This is a genomic window from Robertmurraya beringensis, from assembly GCF_042433785.1.
Taxonomy (GTDB): domain Bacteria; phylum Bacillota; class Bacilli; order Bacillales; family Cytobacillaceae; genus Robertmurraya_A; species Robertmurraya_A beringensis.
Map to the genome: position 1 here is coordinate 180,452 of NZ_JBHLUU010000032.1, position 19,803 is coordinate 200,254.

16 protein-coding genes are annotated in these 19,803 nt (G+C 42.1%); 3 read left to right on the plus strand and 13 right to left on the minus strand.

Going from position 1 to position 19,803, the window contains the following annotated elements:
* Window positions 1-221: 221 nt before the first annotated feature.
* The 3 genes from fsa to ACFFHF_RS11470 form a co-directional block, all read right to left on the minus strand.
* Complete coding sequence (gene fsa, locus ACFFHF_RS11460; protein WP_377058187.1) at window positions 222-869, minus strand: fructose-6-phosphate aldolase; 648 nt, start codon at window positions 867-869, stop codon at window positions 222-224.
* A 115-nt stretch (window positions 870-984) separates the two neighbouring features.
* A complete protein-coding gene (locus ACFFHF_RS11465) occupies window positions 985-1,842 on the minus strand; it encodes a class II fructose-bisphosphate aldolase (protein ID WP_160545874.1) in 858 nt (285 codons plus the stop codon).
* Between the two features lie 240 nt (window positions 1,843-2,082).
* Window positions 2,083-2,454 (minus strand): response regulator, encoded by a 372-nt coding sequence (locus ACFFHF_RS11470; protein ID WP_119710273.1) that lies wholly within the window; start codon window positions 2,452-2,454, stop codon window positions 2,083-2,085.
* A gap of 207 nt (window positions 2,455-2,661) precedes the next feature.
* Between ACFFHF_RS11470 and ACFFHF_RS11475 the strand changes: the two genes are divergently transcribed.
* Window positions 2,662-3,189: a DUF2529 domain-containing protein gene (locus tag ACFFHF_RS11475; protein WP_340905958.1), complete on the plus strand. Its 528-nt coding sequence runs from the start codon at window positions 2,662-2,664 to the stop codon at window positions 3,187-3,189.
* A 471-nt stretch (window positions 3,190-3,660) separates the two neighbouring features.
* Here the strand turns inward: ACFFHF_RS11475 and pyrG are convergent, their stop codons facing one another.
* From pyrG to ACFFHF_RS11525, 10 genes are all read right to left on the minus strand, one after another.
* Window positions 3,661-5,262, minus strand: coding sequence for a CTP synthase (gene pyrG / locus ACFFHF_RS11480; RefSeq protein WP_377058188.1), 1,602 nt, complete (start codon window positions 5,260-5,262; stop codon window positions 3,661-3,663).
* A 243-nt stretch (window positions 5,263-5,505) separates the two neighbouring features.
* On the minus strand, window positions 5,506-6,078 hold the full coding sequence (rpoE, locus tag ACFFHF_RS11485; RefSeq protein WP_377058189.1) for a DNA-directed RNA polymerase subunit delta: 573 nt from the start codon (window positions 6,076-6,078) through the stop codon (window positions 5,506-5,508).
* 125 nt (window positions 6,079-6,203) lie between these two features.
* The gene (locus ACFFHF_RS11490) at window positions 6,204-6,380 is read right to left on the minus strand and encodes a hypothetical protein (protein WP_377058190.1); all 177 of its coding nucleotides are present in this window, start codon (window positions 6,378-6,380) and stop codon (window positions 6,204-6,206) included.
* A 161-nt stretch (window positions 6,381-6,541) separates the two neighbouring features.
* Window positions 6,542-9,808 (minus strand): fused isobutyryl-CoA mutase/GTPase IcmF, encoded by a 3,267-nt coding sequence (gene icmF, locus ACFFHF_RS11495; protein ID WP_377058191.1) that lies wholly within the window; start codon window positions 9,806-9,808, stop codon window positions 6,542-6,544.
* A complete protein-coding gene (locus ACFFHF_RS11500; RefSeq protein WP_377058192.1) occupies window positions 9,805-10,440 on the minus strand; it encodes a TetR/AcrR family transcriptional regulator in 636 nt (211 codons plus the stop codon). The genes icmF and ACFFHF_RS11500 overlap by 4 nt, the downstream gene beginning before the upstream one ends.
* A 32-nt stretch (window positions 10,441-10,472) precedes the next feature.
* A complete protein-coding gene (locus ACFFHF_RS11505; protein ID WP_160545879.1) occupies window positions 10,473-11,612 on the minus strand; it encodes an acyl-CoA dehydrogenase in 1,140 nt (379 codons plus the stop codon).
* A gap of 25 nt (window positions 11,613-11,637) precedes the next feature.
* Window positions 11,638-12,756 (minus strand): acyl-CoA dehydrogenase, encoded by a 1,119-nt coding sequence (locus ACFFHF_RS11510; RefSeq protein WP_160545880.1) that lies wholly within the window; start codon window positions 12,754-12,756, stop codon window positions 11,638-11,640.
* Window positions 12,757-12,782: 26 nt separating this feature from the next.
* Window positions 12,783-13,634 (minus strand): 3-hydroxybutyryl-CoA dehydrogenase, encoded by an 852-nt coding sequence (locus ACFFHF_RS11515; protein WP_160545881.1) that lies wholly within the window; start codon window positions 13,632-13,634, stop codon window positions 12,783-12,785.
* Window positions 13,635-13,716: 82 nt separating this feature from the next.
* Window positions 13,717-14,904 carry an acetyl-CoA C-acetyltransferase gene (gene mmgA / locus ACFFHF_RS11520; RefSeq protein ID WP_160545882.1) on the minus strand — a complete coding sequence of 396 codons (1,188 nt, stop codon included), beginning with the start codon at window positions 14,902-14,904 and terminating at the stop codon, window positions 13,717-13,719.
* Window positions 14,905-15,137: 233 nt separating this feature from the next.
* On the minus strand, window positions 15,138-17,246 hold the full coding sequence (locus ACFFHF_RS11525; protein WP_160545883.1) for a heterodisulfide reductase-related iron-sulfur binding cluster: 2,109 nt from the start codon (window positions 17,244-17,246) through the stop codon (window positions 15,138-15,140).
* Between the two features lie 232 nt (window positions 17,247-17,478).
* On the opposite strand from ACFFHF_RS11525, the gene cls reads away from it, so the two are divergent.
* Together cls and uvsE are read left to right on the plus strand one after the other, a co-directional pair.
* Window positions 17,479-18,681, plus strand: coding sequence for a cardiolipin synthase (gene cls, locus ACFFHF_RS11530; protein WP_160545884.1), 1,203 nt, complete (start codon window positions 17,479-17,481; stop codon window positions 18,679-18,681).
* An 18-nt stretch (window positions 18,682-18,699) separates the two neighbouring features.
* The gene (gene uvsE, locus ACFFHF_RS11535) at window positions 18,700-19,656 is read left to right on the plus strand and encodes a UV DNA damage repair endonuclease UvsE (protein WP_160545885.1); all 957 of its coding nucleotides are present in this window, start codon (window positions 18,700-18,702) and stop codon (window positions 19,654-19,656) included.
* Window positions 19,657-19,803 lie beyond the last annotated feature (147 nt).

The following is a 19,803-nucleotide window of genomic DNA, read 5'->3' on the forward strand; positions in this document are numbered from 1 at the left end:
TATCAATTCACACAGAATACGTATTATATCTTGTACTGATTTGGCTCATCTTTTTTATTTTTCCATATATGCTTTTACAATAAATCTATACGAGGTATATTCTTCCACTAAAAAAATACAAAAAACGACATATACCACCCTTAATTTATAGTTTACACGAAATTTCAAACTTCATGTATGGAATTATAAAAAAGTTATAAATAGGAAATATGTCCCACTTATTAATTCTCTCTAGTTTTCCAATCAGCTAAAAAGGCTTCAATCCCTTTGTCTGTTAATGGATGATTGAATAATTGCATAATCACTTTGTATGGTATCGTAGCAATATGCGCCCCGCGTAGAGCTGCATCTGTCACGTGCCCAGGATGACGGATCGAAGCAGCAATAATTTCTGTTTCTAACCCATGAACCGCGAAAATATCTGCAATGGTTGAGATTAAATCAAGACCGTTGAAACCGATATCATCTAATCGACCAACAAAAGGAGATACATATGTAGCCCCAGCTCTTGCTGCTAGCAATGCTTGGTTTGCACTAAAAATTAATGTTACGTTTGTCTTGATGCCTTCCTTAGAAAAAGTAGATACCGCTTTTAAACCTTCTGGTGTCATTGGTACTTTAATTGTAATATTTGGAGCAATGGCAGCTAGTTCGCGACCTTCACGAATCATACCTTCTGCATCAAGCGCGATCACTTCTGCACTAACCGAACCTGGAACTAATGCTGTAATCTCACGAAGACGATCTTCAAATGAAACATTTTTTTCTTTTGCAACTAATGATGGATTTGTTGTAACCCCTGCAACAACTCCTAAAGAATACGCTTCTCTAATTTCTTCCATATTTGCTGTATCAATAAAAAATTTCACCTGTTCCACTCTCCCTATTACATTATTCGACTTTTTTTTCAAAATGACATCAATACAATTGAAACCGCCCTTTTCAAGAAAAGGCGGTTTCAACTTATGAAGCAAATAAATTCGATTACGCTCTACCTGAAGAACCGAATTCGCGCATTTTGCCGATAACTGTTTCTTTAATCGCATCGCGAGCTGGTCCTAAGTATTTACGTGGATCGTATTCATCTGGTTTCGCTGCTAACACTTCACGAACCGTTTTTGCAGAAGCAATTTGGTTCTCAGTATTTACATTAATTTTTGCTGTTCCAAAAGAGATTGACTTTTGGATGTCAGCTGTTGGGATTCCAGTTCCACCGTGTAGAACTAATGGTACACCAGTAGCTGCACCGATTTCTTCCATTTCTTTGAAGCCTAGGTTAGGTTCACCTTTGTAAGGACCGTGAACAGAACCAAGTGCTGGAGCCAAGCAATCGATACCAGTACGAGATACTAGTTCTTTACACTCTTGAACATCAGCATAGATAACACCTTCAGCAACAACATCATCCTCTTGTCCGCCAACTGTTCCAAGCTCAGCTTCAACAGAAACACCTTTTGAATGAGCATACTCAACTACTTTTGTTGTAGTTTCGATATTCTCTTCGAAAGGATGGTGAGATGCATCGATCATTACTGATGTAAAACCAGCATCGATTGCTTCTTTACATTTATCAAAGCTTGAACCGTGGTCTAAGTGGATAGCCACAGGCACAGTGATTTTGTAATCTTCTAAAAGACCTTCTACCATTTTTACAACTGTTTTGAAGCCACCCATGTAACGAGCTGCACCTTCAGAAACCCCAAGGATTACTGGAGACTTTTCTGCTTCAGCCGCTTGTAAAATTGCTTGTGTGAACTCAAGGTTGTTCAAGTTGAATTGTCCTACTGCATACCCTTCAGCTTTTGCTTTATTGAGCATGTCTGTCATAGATACTAAAGGCATTCTTCTTCCTCCTATTCATGATGACCTTTTATAGACAGGTTCCCTATTAGAGTTTTCCCTAAACAATTAACGTTATGTAATTTGAGACCCTGACTTTGATTGATCATCCGCTAAATTCATTTGTAATCATACCAAATAAAAATTAGAAATGCTATCAATCTTGGTCACTTTTAGAGGATGTCATAAAATAGATGAAATGCAATCGCTACCATTTGTATATTTTGCCAAAATTTGTGGAAATCAACTATTTTTTACTGGTAAATACTTCTTTACGGCTGCACGAATATCATCAATATCAAATGGCTTGGCAAAATGAGTGAGAGCTCCAAGATCCTTCGCTTCCTGAATCATATCTAGCTCTCCGTAAGCAGTCATAATGATGACACGAATATCTTTTTCAATGACTTTCATTCTTTTTAAAATTTCAATTCCGTCCATACCAGGAATTTTCATATCTAGTAAAACAAGGTCTGGCGGGTTTTTCGTCACGATCTCTAAAGCTTGTACTCCATTTGCCGCTTGAAATGTTTCGTAGCCTTCCTTTTGAAGCACTTCATTTAACAGAATTCTTATACCAAATTGGTCATCTACTATTAATATTTTGCCTTTCATGAAAAGCCACCCTCTTTTTCTGGATTTTTAATTTTTTGTATGTAAATAAACGATTAGGACTATCCACCTTCATGTAGTTCGATACACTACTTAATTTCTCCTGCTAACATTTTACATCAAAATCATATAAATTTTTACAGTTTGTGATTTTACCTTCCTTGTCCGTTTCTTTTATAATATATGAAGATTACGATTTGGAGGCCATTTATGTTAAAAATGTTCACAACCCAACTGACTGGATTATTAAAAAAAATCCAAGATAAAGAAGACCTTTCCATCGAGGATGGCGCAAGACTTCTTGCCCAAGCACTTATTGGAGATGGTCATATATTTATTTATGCTGCAGACGAGTTGACTGCCGTTCAAGCGGAAGCCATTCATAGCAAGGAACCTTTACAACGCGCTCGTGTTCTTGAGGGTTTGGCACAACTGGATCAGGTGACAGTTGCTGACCGTGTACTGATTTTGGCTAGAACCACTCACGATGACCGCGCAGTCGCTATTGGGAAAGCTCTTGAAGAAAAGGGAATTCCGTTTGTATCGGTTGCTACTTTAGATGAAGGTGAGGGAGAACCACTGAATGATATCGCTCACGCTCATATCGACCTTCAATTAAAAAAAGGACTGCTTCCCGATGAGGAAGGAAACCGCTATGGCTACCCCGCATCCATGGCCGCCCTATACGTTTATTATGGATTAAAATTTACGATTGATGAAATTATGGAAGAGTACTGATAGAAAAGCGGAAGCGACTTGGTCAGCCCCGACAGGCACAAGACGAACCACGTAAGGGTCCGCACTTATCTTTTGGAGAACAGGTTAGGTTAAGCAACCGAGCTGATAAATAGACGGACAAATTCCGCTTAATTAGTAATTCTTATTAAAAAAGGCTTAAATAAACGGAGAGATTCCGCCTATTGGCTCAAAAAAACCGAAAATAGGAGATTTTGCTTTGCTTAAGCGGAAAACCTCCCCTTATTTACCCCAAAACCAGGCTCCTTTTTGCATCTAACCGGAAATTCTCCGCTTATTTTACTCATGCTGGGTACTTGCTTAAGGACAAAACATCTTATTTATAAAGGAGTGAGGTTTTATATAAATTTTGTTTTTGTATTCATAATAAATAAACTCGCCAATTTTACTATGGCGAGTTTTACTTTTTTATATACCCACAATGATGTTAACATCCGCGGGAGGCTTTCCATATTAGTCTCTAGACTTCAATGAAGCTTCAACAAAATCTCTGAACAATGGTTGAGGTCTTGTTGGTCTTGAGATAAATTCTGGGTGGAATTGAGATGCAACGAACCATGGGTGGTCTGCAAGCTCAATGATTTCCACTAAGCGACCATCTGGACTAGTACCAGAGAAGATGAAGCCTGCTTGCTCCATTTCTTGACGGAACTGGTTGTTGAACTCATAACGGTGACGGTGACGCTCGTACACCACTTCATCATTGTAAGCAGCATATGCTTTTGTGTTTTCTTCCAGCTTACATGGGAAGATACCTAGGCGCAGTGTTCCACCAAGATCTTCGATATCTTTTTGCTCTGGTAGAAGGTCAATGATTGGGTACTTTGTTTCTGGGTTAATTTCCGCAGAGTTCGCATCAGCGTGACCAAGCACATTACGCGCAAATTCAACAGAAGCCAACTGCATACCCAAACAAATTCCAAGGAAAGGTACTTTGTTTTCACGAGCATATTTAATCGTCGTGATTTTCCCTTCAATACCACGATCCCCGAAACCACCAGGAACAAGAATTCCATCCACATCAGAAAGAAGTTCACGTGCATTGTCTTCATTTACTTCTTCTGCGTTAATCCACTTAATATCAATATCTGAATCAAATGCAAATCCAGCATGCTTTAATGATTCCACAACAGAAATATACGCATCTTGAAGTTCCACGTATTTACCAACTAGTGCTATACGAGTGGTTTTTGACAGATTGCGAACTTTATCTAGTAATGCTAACCATTCAGTCATTTCTGGTTCTGGACTTTGAAGCTTCAAGTGATCACAAACGATTTGATCCATTTTTTGCTCTTGAAGTGCGATTGGTACGGCATACAATGTGTCTGCATCTTGGCACTCAATAACGGCTTTCGAATCGATATCACAGAATAAAGCAATTTTGTCCTTCATGTCTTGCGATACTGGCATTTCTGTACGAACAACGATAATGTTTGGCTGAATTCCTAAGCTACGAAGCTCTTTTACACTGTGCTGAGTTGGCTTTGTTTTCATTTCACCAGCTGCTTTAATGTAAGGAATTAGTGTACAGTGAATATACATTACGTTATCACGACCAATATCACTCTTAATTTGGCGGATTGCTTCTAGGAATGGTAGTGATTCGATGTCCCCAACTGTTCCACCAATCTCCGTGATAACCACGTCCGCACCTGTTTCACGACCAGCACGGAATACGCGCTCTTTAATTTCGTTTGTGATATGCGGAATAACCTGTACCGTTCCACCTAAATAATCTCCACGGCGCTCTTTCTTTAATACCGTTGAGTAAATTTTCCCAGTTGTCACGTTGTTGTACTTGGTAAGGTTAATGTCGATGAAACGCTCGTAGTGACCTAAGTCAAGATCCGTTTCAGCACCATCACCTGTTACGAATACTTCACCGTGTTGGTACGGACTCATTGTCCCTGGATCCACGTTAATATATGGATCAAATTTTTGGATCGTTACGCTTAAGCCGCGATTTTTTAATAATCGTCCTAAAGACGCTGCTGTGATTCCTTTTCCTAAAGAAGAAACCACTCCACCTGTTACGAAAATATACTTTGTCATCTGTAATCCCCCTCTAAATAAGTTTGTACATATTTTTTAAATATCAATCCATTACATTGGCAAGGGGATAAAACGATTTTTGAAGACCGATTTTCACACCTATAAAAAATAAAAACGCCCCTCCTGCTAGAAATAGCAAGGGGAGCGTGAAATTACGTTTCGATTGTTCCTTTTTAAGGAGCCCAAAAAGTATTCTACCTACAGCTCTGTAAAAAGTCAAGTCGAGATCCTACAAAATTCGACTTAAAGCTTCTCGTCGTCCTCATCATCAAAATCATCTTCTTCAAGGTCTTCATCGTCTTCATCTTCATCCAGATCGAATTCCTCATCCTCTTCGAGAAGGTCTTCATCATCGTCTTCTAAATCTTCATCAATGTCATCATCTACAAGATCATCATCGTCGTCTTCGTCATCGAAGTCATCATCCACATCATCGTAATCGAGCTCTTCTTCCTCTAACTCGTCATACTCTTCAATGTCAAGATCCTCGTCCTCATCGACCACTTTCTTCGCCTTTTTCTTCTTCGGCTTCACGGCTGTTACATGTTCTTCTTCGGTTTGGTCAACTGGATACCAAACGCGAAGACCCCAGCGATTTTCACCGATTGTCATAAAGCGTCCATCTATATTTAAATCTGTATAAAATTGAGCAATTCTCGCTCTCACTTCATCTTCTGTTAATCCACGTAGTTCTGTAATTTCATCCATTAATTCTTTAAAAGAGACCGGCTGTTTCTTTTCCTTAAGCAATTCAAACGCAATCTCAATTAAGGACATTTCTTGCAATTCTTCTTGAGTAACTTGTTTCAAACTCAATATTTGCACTTCCTTTCGCTATGTAAAACACGACAAATAAAATATGTACACAATTATTGCATATTCTTCATTATAAACAAAATATGAACCTTTATGCTAGTTCTATCTAATCGATACCAAACTTTTTAGTACTTGCCCTCGTTTCTCTGCCTTTTTTTCTCCTTAACAAACAATCTGACCGCTAAATAGAAGAAAAAAAAGGCCAATAGAAAGAAAGGGATGGCACCAAGCTGCAATGAGTATAGATAAATAGCCGAAACAACAGTAAGAATAACAGCAATAAATTGAAGAAGTTGTTTCAATTATCTCACTTCCCGTGAAAATGGTTAGGTCCTTTGTTTGAAAAAGAACTTTCTATCTTCTTCTATTATAGTAAAAATTAGGACATTTTAGGTATGAGTTATGTAAAAAAAGTGTAAAGAGCAAAGTGAAAGCGCTAGCTTTCACTTTGCTCTTATTCTTACTACATATTTCTCCGGTACTGTCCGCCCACCTCATACAACGCACGGGTAATTTGACCGAGGCTTGCTACTTTTACTGTTTCCATTAGTTCCTCGAAAATATTGCCGTTGTTGACGGCTGTTTGTTTTAGTTTTTGCAACGCTGCAGCGATTTTGTCTTTGTTTCGCTCTTGGAATTCTCGTAAATTTTGAATTTGCAGTTCTTTTTCTTCTTTTGTTGCTCGTGCCAGCTCCATATTGTCTGTTTCTTCTTCTGATGGAGGATTCGGATTCAAATATGTGTTAACGCCAATGATTGGCAGCTCACCCGTATGCTTTTTCATTTCATAGTACATCGATTCGTCTTGAATTTTTCCGCGCTGGTATTGTGTCTCCATCGCACCGAGTACTCCCCCACGGTCATTCAATCGCTCGAATTCTTGAAGAACCATTTCCTCCACCAAGTCCGTGAGCTCCTCCACAATAAATGAGCCTTGAAGAGGATTTTCATTTTTCGATAAGCCATGCTCTTTTGTAATAATCATTTGAATCGCCATCGCACGACGCACTGACTCTTCTGTCGGGGTCGTAATTGCTTCATCGTATGCATTCGTATGAAGCGAATTACAGTTATCCTGAAGAGCCATTAGGGCTTGAAGGGTGGTGCGGATATCGTTAAAATCAATTTCCTGTGCATGAAGGGAGCGCCCGCTAGTTTGGACATGATACTTCAGCTTTTGACTTCGCTCATTCGCCCCGTACTTCTCTCTCATCACGGTCGCCCAAATACGACGGGCCACACGTCCAATTACCGTATATTCAGGATCAAGTCCGTTAGAGAAAAAGAAGGATAAATTCGGAGCAAAATCATCAATATGCATGCCTCGGCTTAAGTAGTACTCCACATACGTCAATCCATTGGCAAGTGTAAAGGCCAGCTGAGAAATAGGATTGGCCCCCGCTTCAGCGATATGATAACCAGAAATCGAAACGGAATAATAGTTACGCACTTTATGATCAATAAAATATTGCTGAATATCTCCCATCATTCGAAGCGCAAACTCTGTGGAGAAAATACATGTATTCTGCCCTTGATCTTCTTTTAAAATATCGGCTTGAACCGTGCCTCTCACCGTTGAAAGAGTGGCTGCCTTCACATGAGTCCATTCCTCGAGTGTAAGCGGTCGACCTAGTTCCTGCTCCTTTTTTTCCACTTGTTGTTCAATGGCTGTATTCATAAACATCGCCAAAATAATCGGAGCCGGACCGTTAATCGTCATCGACACAGATGTGGAAGGATGGCATAAATCAAAGCCATCATACAGCTTTTTCATATCGTCTAACGTACAGATGCTTACACCGCTTTCCCCAACTTTTCCGTAAATATCTGGGCGATAATCCGGATCTTCCCCGTACAAAGTGACTGAGTCAAACGCCGTACTCAAGCGCTTCGCATCGTCATCCTTTGAAAGATAATGAAAGCGTCGATTTGTCCGTTCTGGTGTTCCTTCCCCTGCGAACTGACGCTTCGGGTCTTCCCCCTCACGCTTAAATGGAAACACTCCTGCAGTGTATGGAAATTCACCTGGAACATTCTCTTTGTATACCCAGCGAATAATCTCTCCGTAATCCTTGTATTTCGGTAGTACTACCTTCGGAATCAATAAGCCGGACAAGCTTTTGGTTTTTAAAATCGTTACGATTTCCTTGTCGCGGATTCTAGTCACAAAGTGGTCGGAGCTATAGAGCTTTTGTTTTTCCTCCCAAGAAGATAACACCTTTTTGGTTTCGGAAGTAAGCTTTGCCTCCACCCCAGCCTTGAGTTCCTCTAACGCCTTAATTACTTCTTGACCTGCACTAGTTTCTTCAATAACAGCAAGCGTGCCTTCTATTTGAAAAAGCTTTCGAGCAAGATTCGCCTGTTCCTCCGCTTTTTTATGGTAGCCTCGAACCGCATCTGAGATTTCACGTAAATAGTAGCGGCGATCCGTAGGAATAATGACGCTCTGCTTTTCTACAAGAGCATCTTTGGAAAAAGTGGTCAGTAATGATGATCCCGTTTTTTCATTTAATGTCTCAATCAATGCCGCAAACAGAGCATTTGTGCCCGAATCATTGAACTGGCTTGCAATCGTTCCGTATACCGGCATATCATCTAGCTCTTTTTCAAAAAGCATGCGGCTTCGCTGATATTGCTTTTGTACTTGTCGAAGTGCATCTTCAGATCCTTTTCGTTCAAACTTATTGATCACGATTAAATCCGCGTAATCAATCATGTCTATTTTTTCAAGCTGTGATGGAGCTCCGAACTCACTCGTCATAACGTACATAGAGACATCACAAATCTCCGCGATCTCTGCATCCCCTTGACCAATTCCACTTGTTTCTACGATGATGAGATCAAAGCCAGCCGCCTTGACCACCGCAATCGCGTCTTGAATAGCAAGCGATAGCTCGGTCTTTGATTGTCTGGTCGCTAAGCTTCGCATATATACTCTTGGGGAAAAAATGGCATTCATTCGGATTCGGTCCCCGAGCAGTGCTCCCCCCGTTTTTTGCTTGGTTGGGTCAACCGAGAGTACCGCGACCTTTTGCTCCGGTACTTCATTAATAAAGCGACGAATCAGTTCATCGGTTAACGAGCTTTTTCCCGCCCCACCTGTCCCTGTAATCCCGAGGACAGGAACCGATTTTTGCCGTGCCTTGACCTGCTGCATCACGGTTTCTACCGCAGCGGCACTTTCTTTATTAGCGCCCACCTGCTGCTCAGCAAACGTGATCAGCTTGGCTGTCGCAATCGTGTCACCCGAATCTAACTTTGAAAGATACGTATCCACCTCTGACGAAATCGTTGGATAATCGCACTCCTCTAGCATACGATCAATCATTCCCTGCAGTCCAAGCAATCGCCCATCCTCAGGTGAGAAGATGCGTGCAATGCCATACTGATGTAGCTCCTTAATTTCACGAGGAATAATCACCCCACCTCCACCGCCATAAATACGGATATGAGTGGCACCCTTTTCCTTTAGAAGATCATACATGTACTTAAAGTACTCCACATGTCCTCCTTGGTATGAGGAAATTGCAATTCCTTGAACATCCTCTTGTATCGCCGCATTCACCACTTCTTCTACCGAGCGGTTATGGCCCAAGTGGATCACTTCAGCTCCACTTGCCTGTAAAATCCTTCTCATAATATTTATGGAGGCATCATGTCCGTCAAACAAGCTAGACGCGGTGACAAATCGGATATGATGCTTATGTGTATACGTTGGTTTCGTATTCATTTTTCTCCTCCCATCCTCGTTATGCCTGAAAACAATAGCTCTGTTTGAAGGGTGATGTATTCCTCAAGCGTGTAGAGCTTTTGGAGTGCCCAGCGTCTGAATCCCCACATTTGCCCTTGAACAAAAATATTATGAGCAATCATTTTTACCTGTTTTTCAGTCAGATTGATTTCCCCATTTTCCACACAGCGGGCAATCACATCCTCAAACATTGCTACCATTTCCATTTCTTTTCTTAGTACATATGGAAGAGCATCCTTGTTCAGCGATTTTGCCTCCTGGTACATGACGAGCACTTCTGATTGAAGCTCATCCATGACACGAAAATAGTTGGCAATTCCTCGCTCCAAGCTTTGTAACGTTCCCTTTTTCGTATCTAAATCCTTTTGCAACCGCTCCTGCACTTCGTCATAAATATGATCACAGACCAGGTACAACACATCCTCCTTCGTCCGTATATACTCATACAAGGTGCCAATGCTAAAGCCGGATGCTTTCGCAATTTCTCTAGTTGTAGTGCGATGAAAGCCCTTCTCTTTAAAAAGCGCAACCGCCCCTTTAATCATCTGGTCACGCCTTTTCACGACGAGCTGTTCATCCTTCACAGAGGCATGAACTTCTCTTTTTTTCATCGATTTTTCTACCCCTTTAGAGAGATTTTCATTTATTTCGTAATCATCCGCGAAATAACGAGTCGTTGGATTTCCTGTGTTCCTTCATAAATTTGTGTGATTTTTGCGTCACGCATATATCGTTCTACCGGATAATCCTTTGTGTATCCATAGCCCCCAAAGATTTGGACCGCTTCTGTTGTTACTTTCATGGCCGTGTCACCGGCAAACAACTTGGACATTGCGGATTCTTTTCCGTATGGAAGACCTTCCGACTCTAGCCAGGCCGCTTGATAGGTTAATAATCTAGCAGCTTCAATGCTGGTCGCCATATCCGCTAGCTTAAAGCCGACGCCTTGCTGCTGTGCAATTGGCTTTCCGAACTGAACACGTTCTTTGGCATAATCGGTTGCTGCATCCAGTGCACCTTGTGCAATTCCGACAGCTTGAGCAGCAATTCCGTTACGTCCTCCATCAAGGGTCATCATCGCAATTTTAAACCCTTCTCCTTCTGCCCCGAGCATGTTAGCTGCAGGTACACGGCAGTCTTCGAAAATGATCTCTGTTGTTGGTGACGAGCGAATGCCGAGCTTTTTCTCCTTTTTTCCGACCGAAAAGCCTGGTGTATCACTTTCAACAATAAAGGCCGAGGTTCCCTTATGCTTTTGCGCGGCATCTGTTACCGCAAACACGACATAAATATCAGCAATGCCACCGTTCGTGATAAAGATTTTGGAGCCGTTTAAAATAAACTCATCACCATCTCGACGTGCCGTTGTTTTCATGCCACCTGCATCAGACCCGCTACCAGGTTCGGTTAACCCGTAACCGCCGATTTTTTCACCTAATGCCATCGGACGCAAAAACTTTTGCTTTTGCTCTTCACTACCAAACTTATAAATGGGCCAGCCTGCTAAAGAGGTATGAGCGGACAGCGTCACACCAGTTGACGCACATACGCGAGATAACTCTTCAACGGCGATACAATAGGCTAAATAATCACTGCCAATACCACCGTACTCTTCAGGCCACGGAATCCCCGTCAAACCGAGCTCTGCCATTTTATTGAAAATCTCGCGATCAAATCGTTCTTCTTCATCTCTTTCTGCGGCAGTTGGTGCCACTTCATTTCTCGCAAAGTCACGAACCATCTTACGAATCATTTCATGTTCTTCTGACAATTTGAAATTCATCTTGTTCCCCTCGCTTTTTCAAAGTTTATAAATGCTTGCTAATAACGATGCGCTGAATTTCGCTCGTTCCTTCGTAGATTTCAGTCACTTTTGCATCTCGAAAAAAACGCTCAACTGGGTAATCCTCTGTATAGCCATATCCACCGAACACTTGAATGGACTCCGTTGTTACTTCCATTGCCGTTTTGGAGGCAAATAATTTGGCCATCGAAGCTTCTTTTCCACATGGTTGACCAAGGGAACGAAGCTCGGCAGCTCGATAGATTAATAGTTTTGCCGCTTCAATATTGGTTGCCATATCAGCTAATTTAAAGCCAATTCCTTGCTGATAGGAGATCGGCTTTCCAAACTGGATACGTTGTTTCGCATAGTCGACAGCTGCCTCATAAGCTGCTTCAGCGATTCCAAGCGCTTGGGCTGCAATGCCGATTCTTCCAACATCCAAATTGCCAAGTGCGATTTTCAAGCCTTGACCTTCTTTGCCGATTAGGTTTTCTTCTGGCACCTGCATATCCTCGAATGTAAGCTGAACCGTTCTTGACCCGTGCAATCCCATCTTGTGCTCATCTTTCCCGATCACCAGTCCTGGAGTATTTTTTTCAACGATGAAAGCTGAAATTCCCTTGTCTTCAATCGAAGCAAACACAATGTAAATATCCGCTTCTCCACCATTTGTAATAAACACTTTTGAACCGTTGATCACATAATGATTCTCTTTTTTGACGGCACGTGATTTTAAGCTTGCAGCGTCAGAGCCCGCACTTGGTTCGGTTAAGCAGAAGGCGCCCAAGTATTCCCCACTTGCGAGCTTCGGGACGTATCTTTTCTTTTGCGCTTCATTACCAAAATAAAGAATCGGGTTCGTGCCAACCGATGTATGCACGGAGAGAATCACACCGATCGTGGCACTGACTTTTGAAAGCTCGTGAATCGCTATGATATAAGAGGTGAAATCCATCTCCGCTCCGCCGTACTGTTCGGGAACAGGGATCCCCATGAGGCCGAGTTCCCCCATTTGCTTAAGGATGCCTCTTGGAAAATCTCCTTGTTCCATTTTTTCAATAAATGGACTGATCTCGGTTCGGGCAAAATCCTGAACCATCTTTCTCATCATCTGCTGTTCTTCCGTCCATCGTAAATCCATATCATTTCCTCCTGATATCGGGGTAGTTAACTATACTCATAAAATCCACGACCCGATTTCCTTCCGAGCCAGCCCGCTTTTACGTATTTGCGGAGCAGTGGGCATGGACGGTATTTGCTGTCGCCAAAGCCATCGTAGAGGGTTTCCATAATATACAAACAGGTATCGAGCCCGATAAAGTCAGCCAAGGTGAGTGGTCCCATCGGGTGGTTCATCCCAAGCTTCATGACCTCGTCGATCGCTTCCTTTGTTGCTACTCCTTCATAAAGCGTATAGATGGCTTCGTTAATCATCGGCATAAGAATTCGGTTGGACACGAACCCGGGGTAATCATTCACTTCAACTGGCACTTTTCCAATCGTTTTTGTCATGCCTTCGATGAGTTCATATACCTCGTCATCCGTTGCTAGACCACGGATAATTTCTACGAGCTTCATGACTGGGACAGGATTCATAAAGTGCATTCCGATGACCTTTTCTGGCCTTGAGGTTGCTGCCGCAATTTCTGTAATCGGTAGTGAGGAAGTGTTGCTCGCAAGGATTGCGTGATCAGGAGCGATTTTATCGAGCTCACGGAAAATCTTTGTTTTGACCTCCATGTTTTCCACTGCTGCTTCAATCACTAGGTCCACACCACTTGCGTTATGCAAATCAGTGGAAGGCTGGATGTAGGCTAAAATCACTTCCATCTGGTCTTGTGTCATTTTTCCTTTATCTACTTGACGCGCTAGGTTTTTCCGGATCACCCCAAGTCCACGTAAACAATAGTCTTCGTTTAGATCATGCAATAAACAATCGTAACCCGCTTGGGCACACACTTGAGCAATTCCAGCTCCCATCTGGCCAGCACCAATAACCATTACCTTTTTGATTTCCATCTTATCCCCCTTTTCTACCATTAGAGTTCTTAAAAAAGGGGACATTCCGTACAAGACGATCGGAAATCCCCCCATAAAAATTCTACTGTTTTGGCACCTCAATCATAATCGCATCGCCTTGCCCTCCACCTGAGCAAATCGCTGCTACACCGATTCCACCGCCACGTCTCTTTAACTCGTACATTAACGTAATGATGATTCTTGCCCCACTCGCACCGATCGGATGACCAATCGCTACGGCTCCACCATTCACATTGACCTTTTCATGATCAAGTCCAGCAATTTCTGCACTTGCTAAAGCAACCGCTGCAAAGGCTTCGTTGATTTCAAACAAATCAATTTCCTCGACTGATTTACCCGTTTTCTTTACCAATTCGTTAATCACGATTCCAGGCGTTTTCGGGAAATCCTTTGCTTCTACCGCGACAGCTGCCTGCCCGATAATATAAGCTTCTGGTGTTCTTCCTTCCCGAGCCGCTCGTTCTTCACTCATCAACACTAGTGCTGCAGCTCCATCATTCACTCCTGGTGCATTTCCGGCTGTGATTGTTCCGTCTGAGTTAAACACTGGTGCAAGCTTAGACAGCTTTTCCATGCTAGTATCTTTTCTCGGTGACTCATCAGTTGACACCACAAGTGGTTCGCCTTTTCGCTGTGGAACTCGAACCGCTACCATTTCTTCGGCTAAAACACCAGATTCGATTGCTTGAACGGTACGCTGGTGGCTTCGAAGCGCCCATTGATCCTGCTCCTCGCGCGAAAGCTCCATTTCCTTTGCCACACCATTTCCGTATGTTCCCATATGAACACCCGTAAACGTACAAGTTAGTCCGTCATACACCATTAAATCCTTTACGGACGAATCGCCCATTCGTAATCCCCAACGAGCTTTTGGAAGAAAATAAGGAGCGTTGCTCATCGACTCCATTCCTCCGGCAACGATGACTTCTTCATCACCTAAACGGATGATTTGATCTCCTAACGTCACACTTCGCATCCCAGAAGCACAAACCTTATTGATCGTTTCTGTTTTCACATTCCATGGAAGTCCTGCCTTTTGAGCTGCTTGTCGTGATGGAATCTGACCCTGCCCCCCTTGCAGAACCGTTCCAAAAATCACTTCATCCACTTTTTCTGCTTCTACTCCTGCACGACCAAGTGCTTCCTTGATCACCAATCCCCCTAAATCAGATGCTGTAAATGCGCTTAAGCTTCCGCCCATTTTTCCAAAAGGTGTACGAACTCCGCTTAAAATAACTGTTTTCCCCATGTTACTCTCCCCTTTTTCGTATTCATTTGTTTGGATTCTTTCTTTGTGTGATTCATTCTGTGATGTGACTGAACGCTCGCTCAGTATGTGAGGTGGAAAAAAGGAGAATTTGAATTTCTCCTTTGAAGGTAATTTAATTTGTAAGCGCTTTATTGTCTTCTTCTATTTTACTATCAAAATAGTTAGAATAGAAATAATTTACATAAAAATCATGCAAATTATTTCTATCCTCTTTACGACACGATTTGTGCCTCTCCAATAACGGCTTTTTCTAGTAGCTCTGCCACGTCATACGTTGATACCGTTTCTTCGACTTCCTTTGCCTTTGTTCCATCTGAAAGCATGGTGAGGCAATACGGACAGCCTGATGAAATAACAGACGGTTTAACGGCTAATGCTTGCTCAGTTCTTGCTACATTGATACGATGGCCCGTTTCTTCTTCCATCCACATCAAGCCACCACCAGCTCCACAGCACATTCCCGTGTCTCTATTTCGAGCCATTTCTACGAGTGTGACGCCTGGAATGGCTTTTAATATATCTCGTGGTGCATCATACACCTCATTGTAGCGTCCTAAATAACAAGAATCGTGGAAGGTGATCGTTTCGTTCACTTCGAACTTCGGTTTTAGTCTTCCATCCTTCACAAGCTCAGCAAGTAGCTCGGTATGATGGTACACTTCCGCTTTTAATCCGAAGTCAGGGTATTCATTTTTGAATGTATTATACGCATGAGGATCAATCGTCACGATCTTCTTTACTTCGCTCTTCTCAAATTCCTCAATATTCTTTGTCGCAAGCTCTTGGAATACAAACTCATTTCCTAGACGTCTTGCGGTGTCACCGGAGTTCTTTTCCTTGCTTCCTAATATCGCAAACTTCACACCTGCTTCATTTAAAAGCTTCGCAAAGGACAAAGCAATTTTTTGACTGCGGTTGTCATAAGAGCCCATTGACCCCACCCAGAACAAGTACTCAAACTCTTCTCCAGACTTTTTCATTTCTTTTACCGTTGGAATGAGAACATCTTCTCTCTCCGTGCGCCAGTTTTCACGCTCTTTGCGATTTAGTCCCCAAGGATTTCCTTGACGTTCGATGTTTTGCATCGCTCTTTGAGCATCGGCATCCATTTTTCCTTCTGTTAAAACCAGATAACGACGAAGGTCAATAATTTTATCGACATGTTCATTCATGACCGGACATTGATCTTCACAGTTTCGGCAAGTAGTACAAGCCCAAATTTCTTCCTCTGTTATCACATCTCCGATCAAGCTTGGACTGTAAGCTAGACTTGCCGCAGACTCCTGAACCCCTTTTCCAGCAGCTGCTAATGCGATTTGATTTCCTTTTGTATTGGAAAAAGCAAAGGTCGGAACCCATGGTTGCTTTTGCGTAATGGCTGCCCCATGATTGGTTAAGTGATCGCGCATTTTTACAATCAAGTCCATCGGTGACAGCATCTTTCCTGTCCCTGTTGCTGGACACATATTCGTACAGCGTCCGCATTCTACACACGCGTATAAGTCAATGAGCTGATGCTGAGTGAAATCTTCAATTTTCCCCACACCGAAGGTTTCTTGTGTTTCGTCTTCAAAATCAATCTTGGTTAATTTCCCTGGCTTTTCTAAGCGATTAAAATACACATTCGCTGGACCTGCAATCAAGTGCGCGTGCTTGGACTGTGGAACATACACAAGAAATGCTAGCAGGAACAAAAGATGAATCCACCAAGCCACATAGAAAATCGCGATGGAAGCTGTTTCTCCTATCCAAGAAAAAGCTAGGCTCACTAATGAGGCAATTGGCTCTGTCCATGAGGCTTCATGAGCATGCCAGATGAGACTCATTCCATTTCCAAGTAGTACAGAAAGCATTAATCCACCGATAAAAATTAACACGAGTCCCGATTTAAAATTCCGTTTCAAACGAACCAATTTTTCTACATATCGACGATGAAACGCCCAAAAAACCGCCACTAATATCATTAAGGTGACCATTTCCTGAAAAAACGTAAATCCTGGATACAGAGGTCCTAGTGGCAAGTGCGCACCTGGTACAAGACCTTTAATAATAAAATCGATCGCCCCAAATTGAACAAGAATAAATCCGTAAAAAAACATCACATGAATAATTCCACTTTTCTTATCCTTTAACAGCTTTTTTTGCCCGAATACATTAACCCAAATCTTATCGAGCCTTTCCTTCACTCGGGATTCAAACTCCACCTTCTTCCCAAGCTTTATGTACTCGATTCTCGTTTTGACTACATAAACAAACAGACTAACTGCGTAAGCGGTTACAATTAGAAAAGCAATCAAGTTGATCCAAAGCATGGCGTTCATCTTCTCTACCCCTTTCTGGCTTACTTGAACTCCCCTTCAAGCAGCACAGGTTTTGCGTGAAAATGTGTAATTTTCTGAATTGTATCTACTCCTATTATATAATGAATGAGCATTCAGTCAATGTTTTTTTATCGCAACTTTCTGTCTTCATAGAAAGAACACTTACAGGAGATACTACAACGTACGATCACTCCCGAACCAATGGGGTATCCTTTAGAAGGGAGAGAATTTGATGAAGGTTATCGGTTTCATTCTACTTGCTTTCGTACTCATCCTATTGCTATTGTATGTCGACTTTGTACTTGGCAGAAGACAACATTTATCTTCTATTTATCGAAAAAGTTATCCGATGAGGCAAAGTCATATTGATGTGTTTACAAGAGGAGATGCCCTCTTCACGGACTTATTTTCAGAAATCGAACATGCAAACGAGCATATCCATGTTCTTTTTTATATATTAAAAGATGATCCATATGGCCGTAGGTTTCTTCAAATTTTAAAAAACAAAGCATTAGAAGGAGTGGAAGTTAGACTGCTCCTCGATTGGGCAGGATGCTTTAGTGTTCCACGTAAAATTGTAAATGAAGCCAAACAAGCCGGCATTCACTTTTCGTATAGCCATAAACCGAAATTTCCTTTTCTCTTTTACCGTTCACAAGTTCGAAATCACCGAAAAATTACAGTCATTGATGGAAAGCTTGGCTATATTGGTGGTTTCAATGTCGGAAAAGAGTATTTAAATGAGGATCCAAAGCTGAACCCTTGGCGTGACTATCATTTAAAAGTTATGGGTGAAGGGGTTCATGATCTACAACGTGAGTTCTTAAAGGACTGGGAAGAGGAGACGCAGGAACATCTTCTGAGTATTCCTACTTATTTTCCTGAACCAGTTTCAGGACCAATTCGTCACCAAATTATCCCTTCAGAAGGGTTTTATCTCGAAGAAACCTTCTCCGGAATGATTCGAGGGGCTGAGACATCGATTCACATCGGTTCTCCTTATTTCATCCCTAGCAAGCGCATCTTTCAAGATTTATTGGCTGCATTGGATCGCGGTGTGGAAGTGACTATCCTTGTACCGCAAACTCCTGACCACGCGTTTGTGAGAGAGGCCTCGTTTCCTTATTTGCGCACGCTTATTTCTAAAGGGGCGAATGTCTACGGTTATGCCAAAGGCTTTTACCATGCAAAAATCCTTATCATTGATGACCGGATTTGTGATTCTGGTTCAGCCAACTTTGACAAAAGGAGCTTCTTTTTAAATCATGAAATTAACTGCTATATGTATGATCCAGACATCATCTCACTTATGAAAAATATTTATGAAACGGATGTAAAAGATGGAAAAAAATTATCCCTTCATGATTTGAACCATTTAAGCTTCAAGCAAAAAATAATGGAGTGGATCGCACGCCCTATTTCCTATTTTCTTTAGTTAGGAGTTCATAAAACAATGAAAATTCGCTTCGGCTATGTATCGACGGCCCTTTCTCTTTGGGAGGCATCGCCTGCAAGAGCCCTGACCTTTACCCGGTATAAGCAGCTTCCCGCTTCCGAACGCGAGGAAAAACTAATGGCTGTCACGGGTGAAAATATCTTTAATACGTTACGAATGGTTTGCTATAATATCGCTCACGGCATTCAAGTGTATCGCTTATCAAGCTCGATTGCCCCGCTTTCTACTCATCCAGAGGTGAACTGGGACTTTGTCACCCCGTTTCGAAAGGAGTGGCAGGAGCTTGGCGATTTAATTCGAAGACATCAGATGCGTGTAAGCTTTCACCCAAACCAATATACTTTGTTCACCTCTCCTCGTGAAGAAGTAACAAAGAATGCGGTGATTGATATGGACTATCATTACAGAATGCTAGAAGCAATGGGAGTGGAAAAAGAAGGGGTCCTCAATATTCATGTCGGAGGGGCCTACGGGGACAAAACACAGTCACTAAAACGATTTCACGAAAACATCCAATCTCTCCCCTCCCATATCAAAGAGGTAACCACCTTAGAGAATGATGATAAAACTTACACAACCGAAGAGACCCTTTCTGTATGTCAGAAAGAGGGCATTCGTCTGGTTTTTGATTATCACCATCATATGGCCAATTTGAGTGACGAGCCTCTCGATACTCTGCTACCAAAAGTTTTTCAAACATGGGAAGGTTGTTCTTTAAAACCGAAGATCCATATTTCTTCCCCGAAGTCGGAAAAAATGTACCGAGCACATGCTGACTATGCGGATTTGGAATATGTCATGCCCTTGATCGACCTTCTCCGTTCCATGAATGTGGATGTTGACTTTATGATTGAAGCAAAGGCGAAGGATATGGCATGCCTCAAACTCGTAGAAGACATTAGCCGCATTCGGGGGGTGAAACGAGTGGGTGGGGCTGCGATTGAATGGAAATGACCCATTTTTTCGGTTGGGGGTTCAGATTAAGCACCCGAGCTGTTAAATAGCCGGAGAGATTCCGCTTAACTAGAAATTATTCTTTAAAAACGCTTAAATAAACGGAGAAATTCCGCCTATGGGCTCGAAAAATTCAAAAATGGGAGA

Bases quoted from the DNA above. Each gene is read 5' to 3' on its own strand.
- ACFFHF_RS11465 (WP_160545874.1), bottom strand. From the start codon at position 1,842: ATGCCTTTAGTATCTATGACAGACATGCTCAATAAAGCAAAAGCTGAA.
- ACFFHF_RS11470 (WP_119710273.1), bottom strand. From the start codon at position 2,454: ATGAAAGGCAAAATATTAATAGTAGATGACCAATTTGGTATAAGAATT.
- ACFFHF_RS11475 (WP_340905958.1), top strand. From the start codon at position 2,662: ATGTTAAAAATGTTCACAACCCAACTGACTGGATTATTAAAAAAAATC.
- pyrG (WP_377058188.1), bottom strand. From the start codon at position 5,262: ATGACAAAGTATATTTTCGTAACAGGTGGAGTGGTTTCTTCTTTAGGA.
- icmF (WP_377058191.1), bottom strand. From the start codon at position 9,808: ATGAATACGAAACCAACGTATACACATAAGCATCATATCCGATTTGTC.
- ACFFHF_RS11500 (WP_377058192.1), bottom strand. From the start codon at position 10,440: ATGAAAAAAAGAGAAGTTCATGCCTCTGTGAAGGATGAACAGCTCGTC.
- ACFFHF_RS11505 (WP_160545879.1), bottom strand. From the start codon at position 11,612: ATGAATTTCAAATTGTCAGAAGAACATGAAATGATTCGTAAGATGGTT.
- ACFFHF_RS11510 (WP_160545880.1), bottom strand. From the start codon at position 12,756: ATGGATTTACGATGGACGGAAGAACAGCAGATGATGAGAAAGATGGTT.
- ACFFHF_RS11515 (WP_160545881.1), bottom strand. From the start codon at position 13,634: ATGGAAATCAAAAAGGTAATGGTTATTGGTGCTGGCCAGATGGGAGCT.
- mmgA (WP_160545882.1), bottom strand. From the start codon at position 14,904: ATGGGGAAAACAGTTATTTTAAGCGGAGTTCGTACACCTTTTGGAAAA.
- ACFFHF_RS11525 (WP_160545883.1), bottom strand. From the start codon at position 17,246: ATGAACGCCATGCTTTGGATCAACTTGATTGCTTTTCTAATTGTAACC.
- cls (WP_160545884.1), top strand. From the start codon at position 17,479: ATGAAGGTTATCGGTTTCATTCTACTTGCTTTCGTACTCATCCTATTG.
- uvsE (WP_160545885.1), top strand. From the start codon at position 18,700: ATGAAAATTCGCTTCGGCTATGTATCGACGGCCCTTTCTCTTTGGGAG.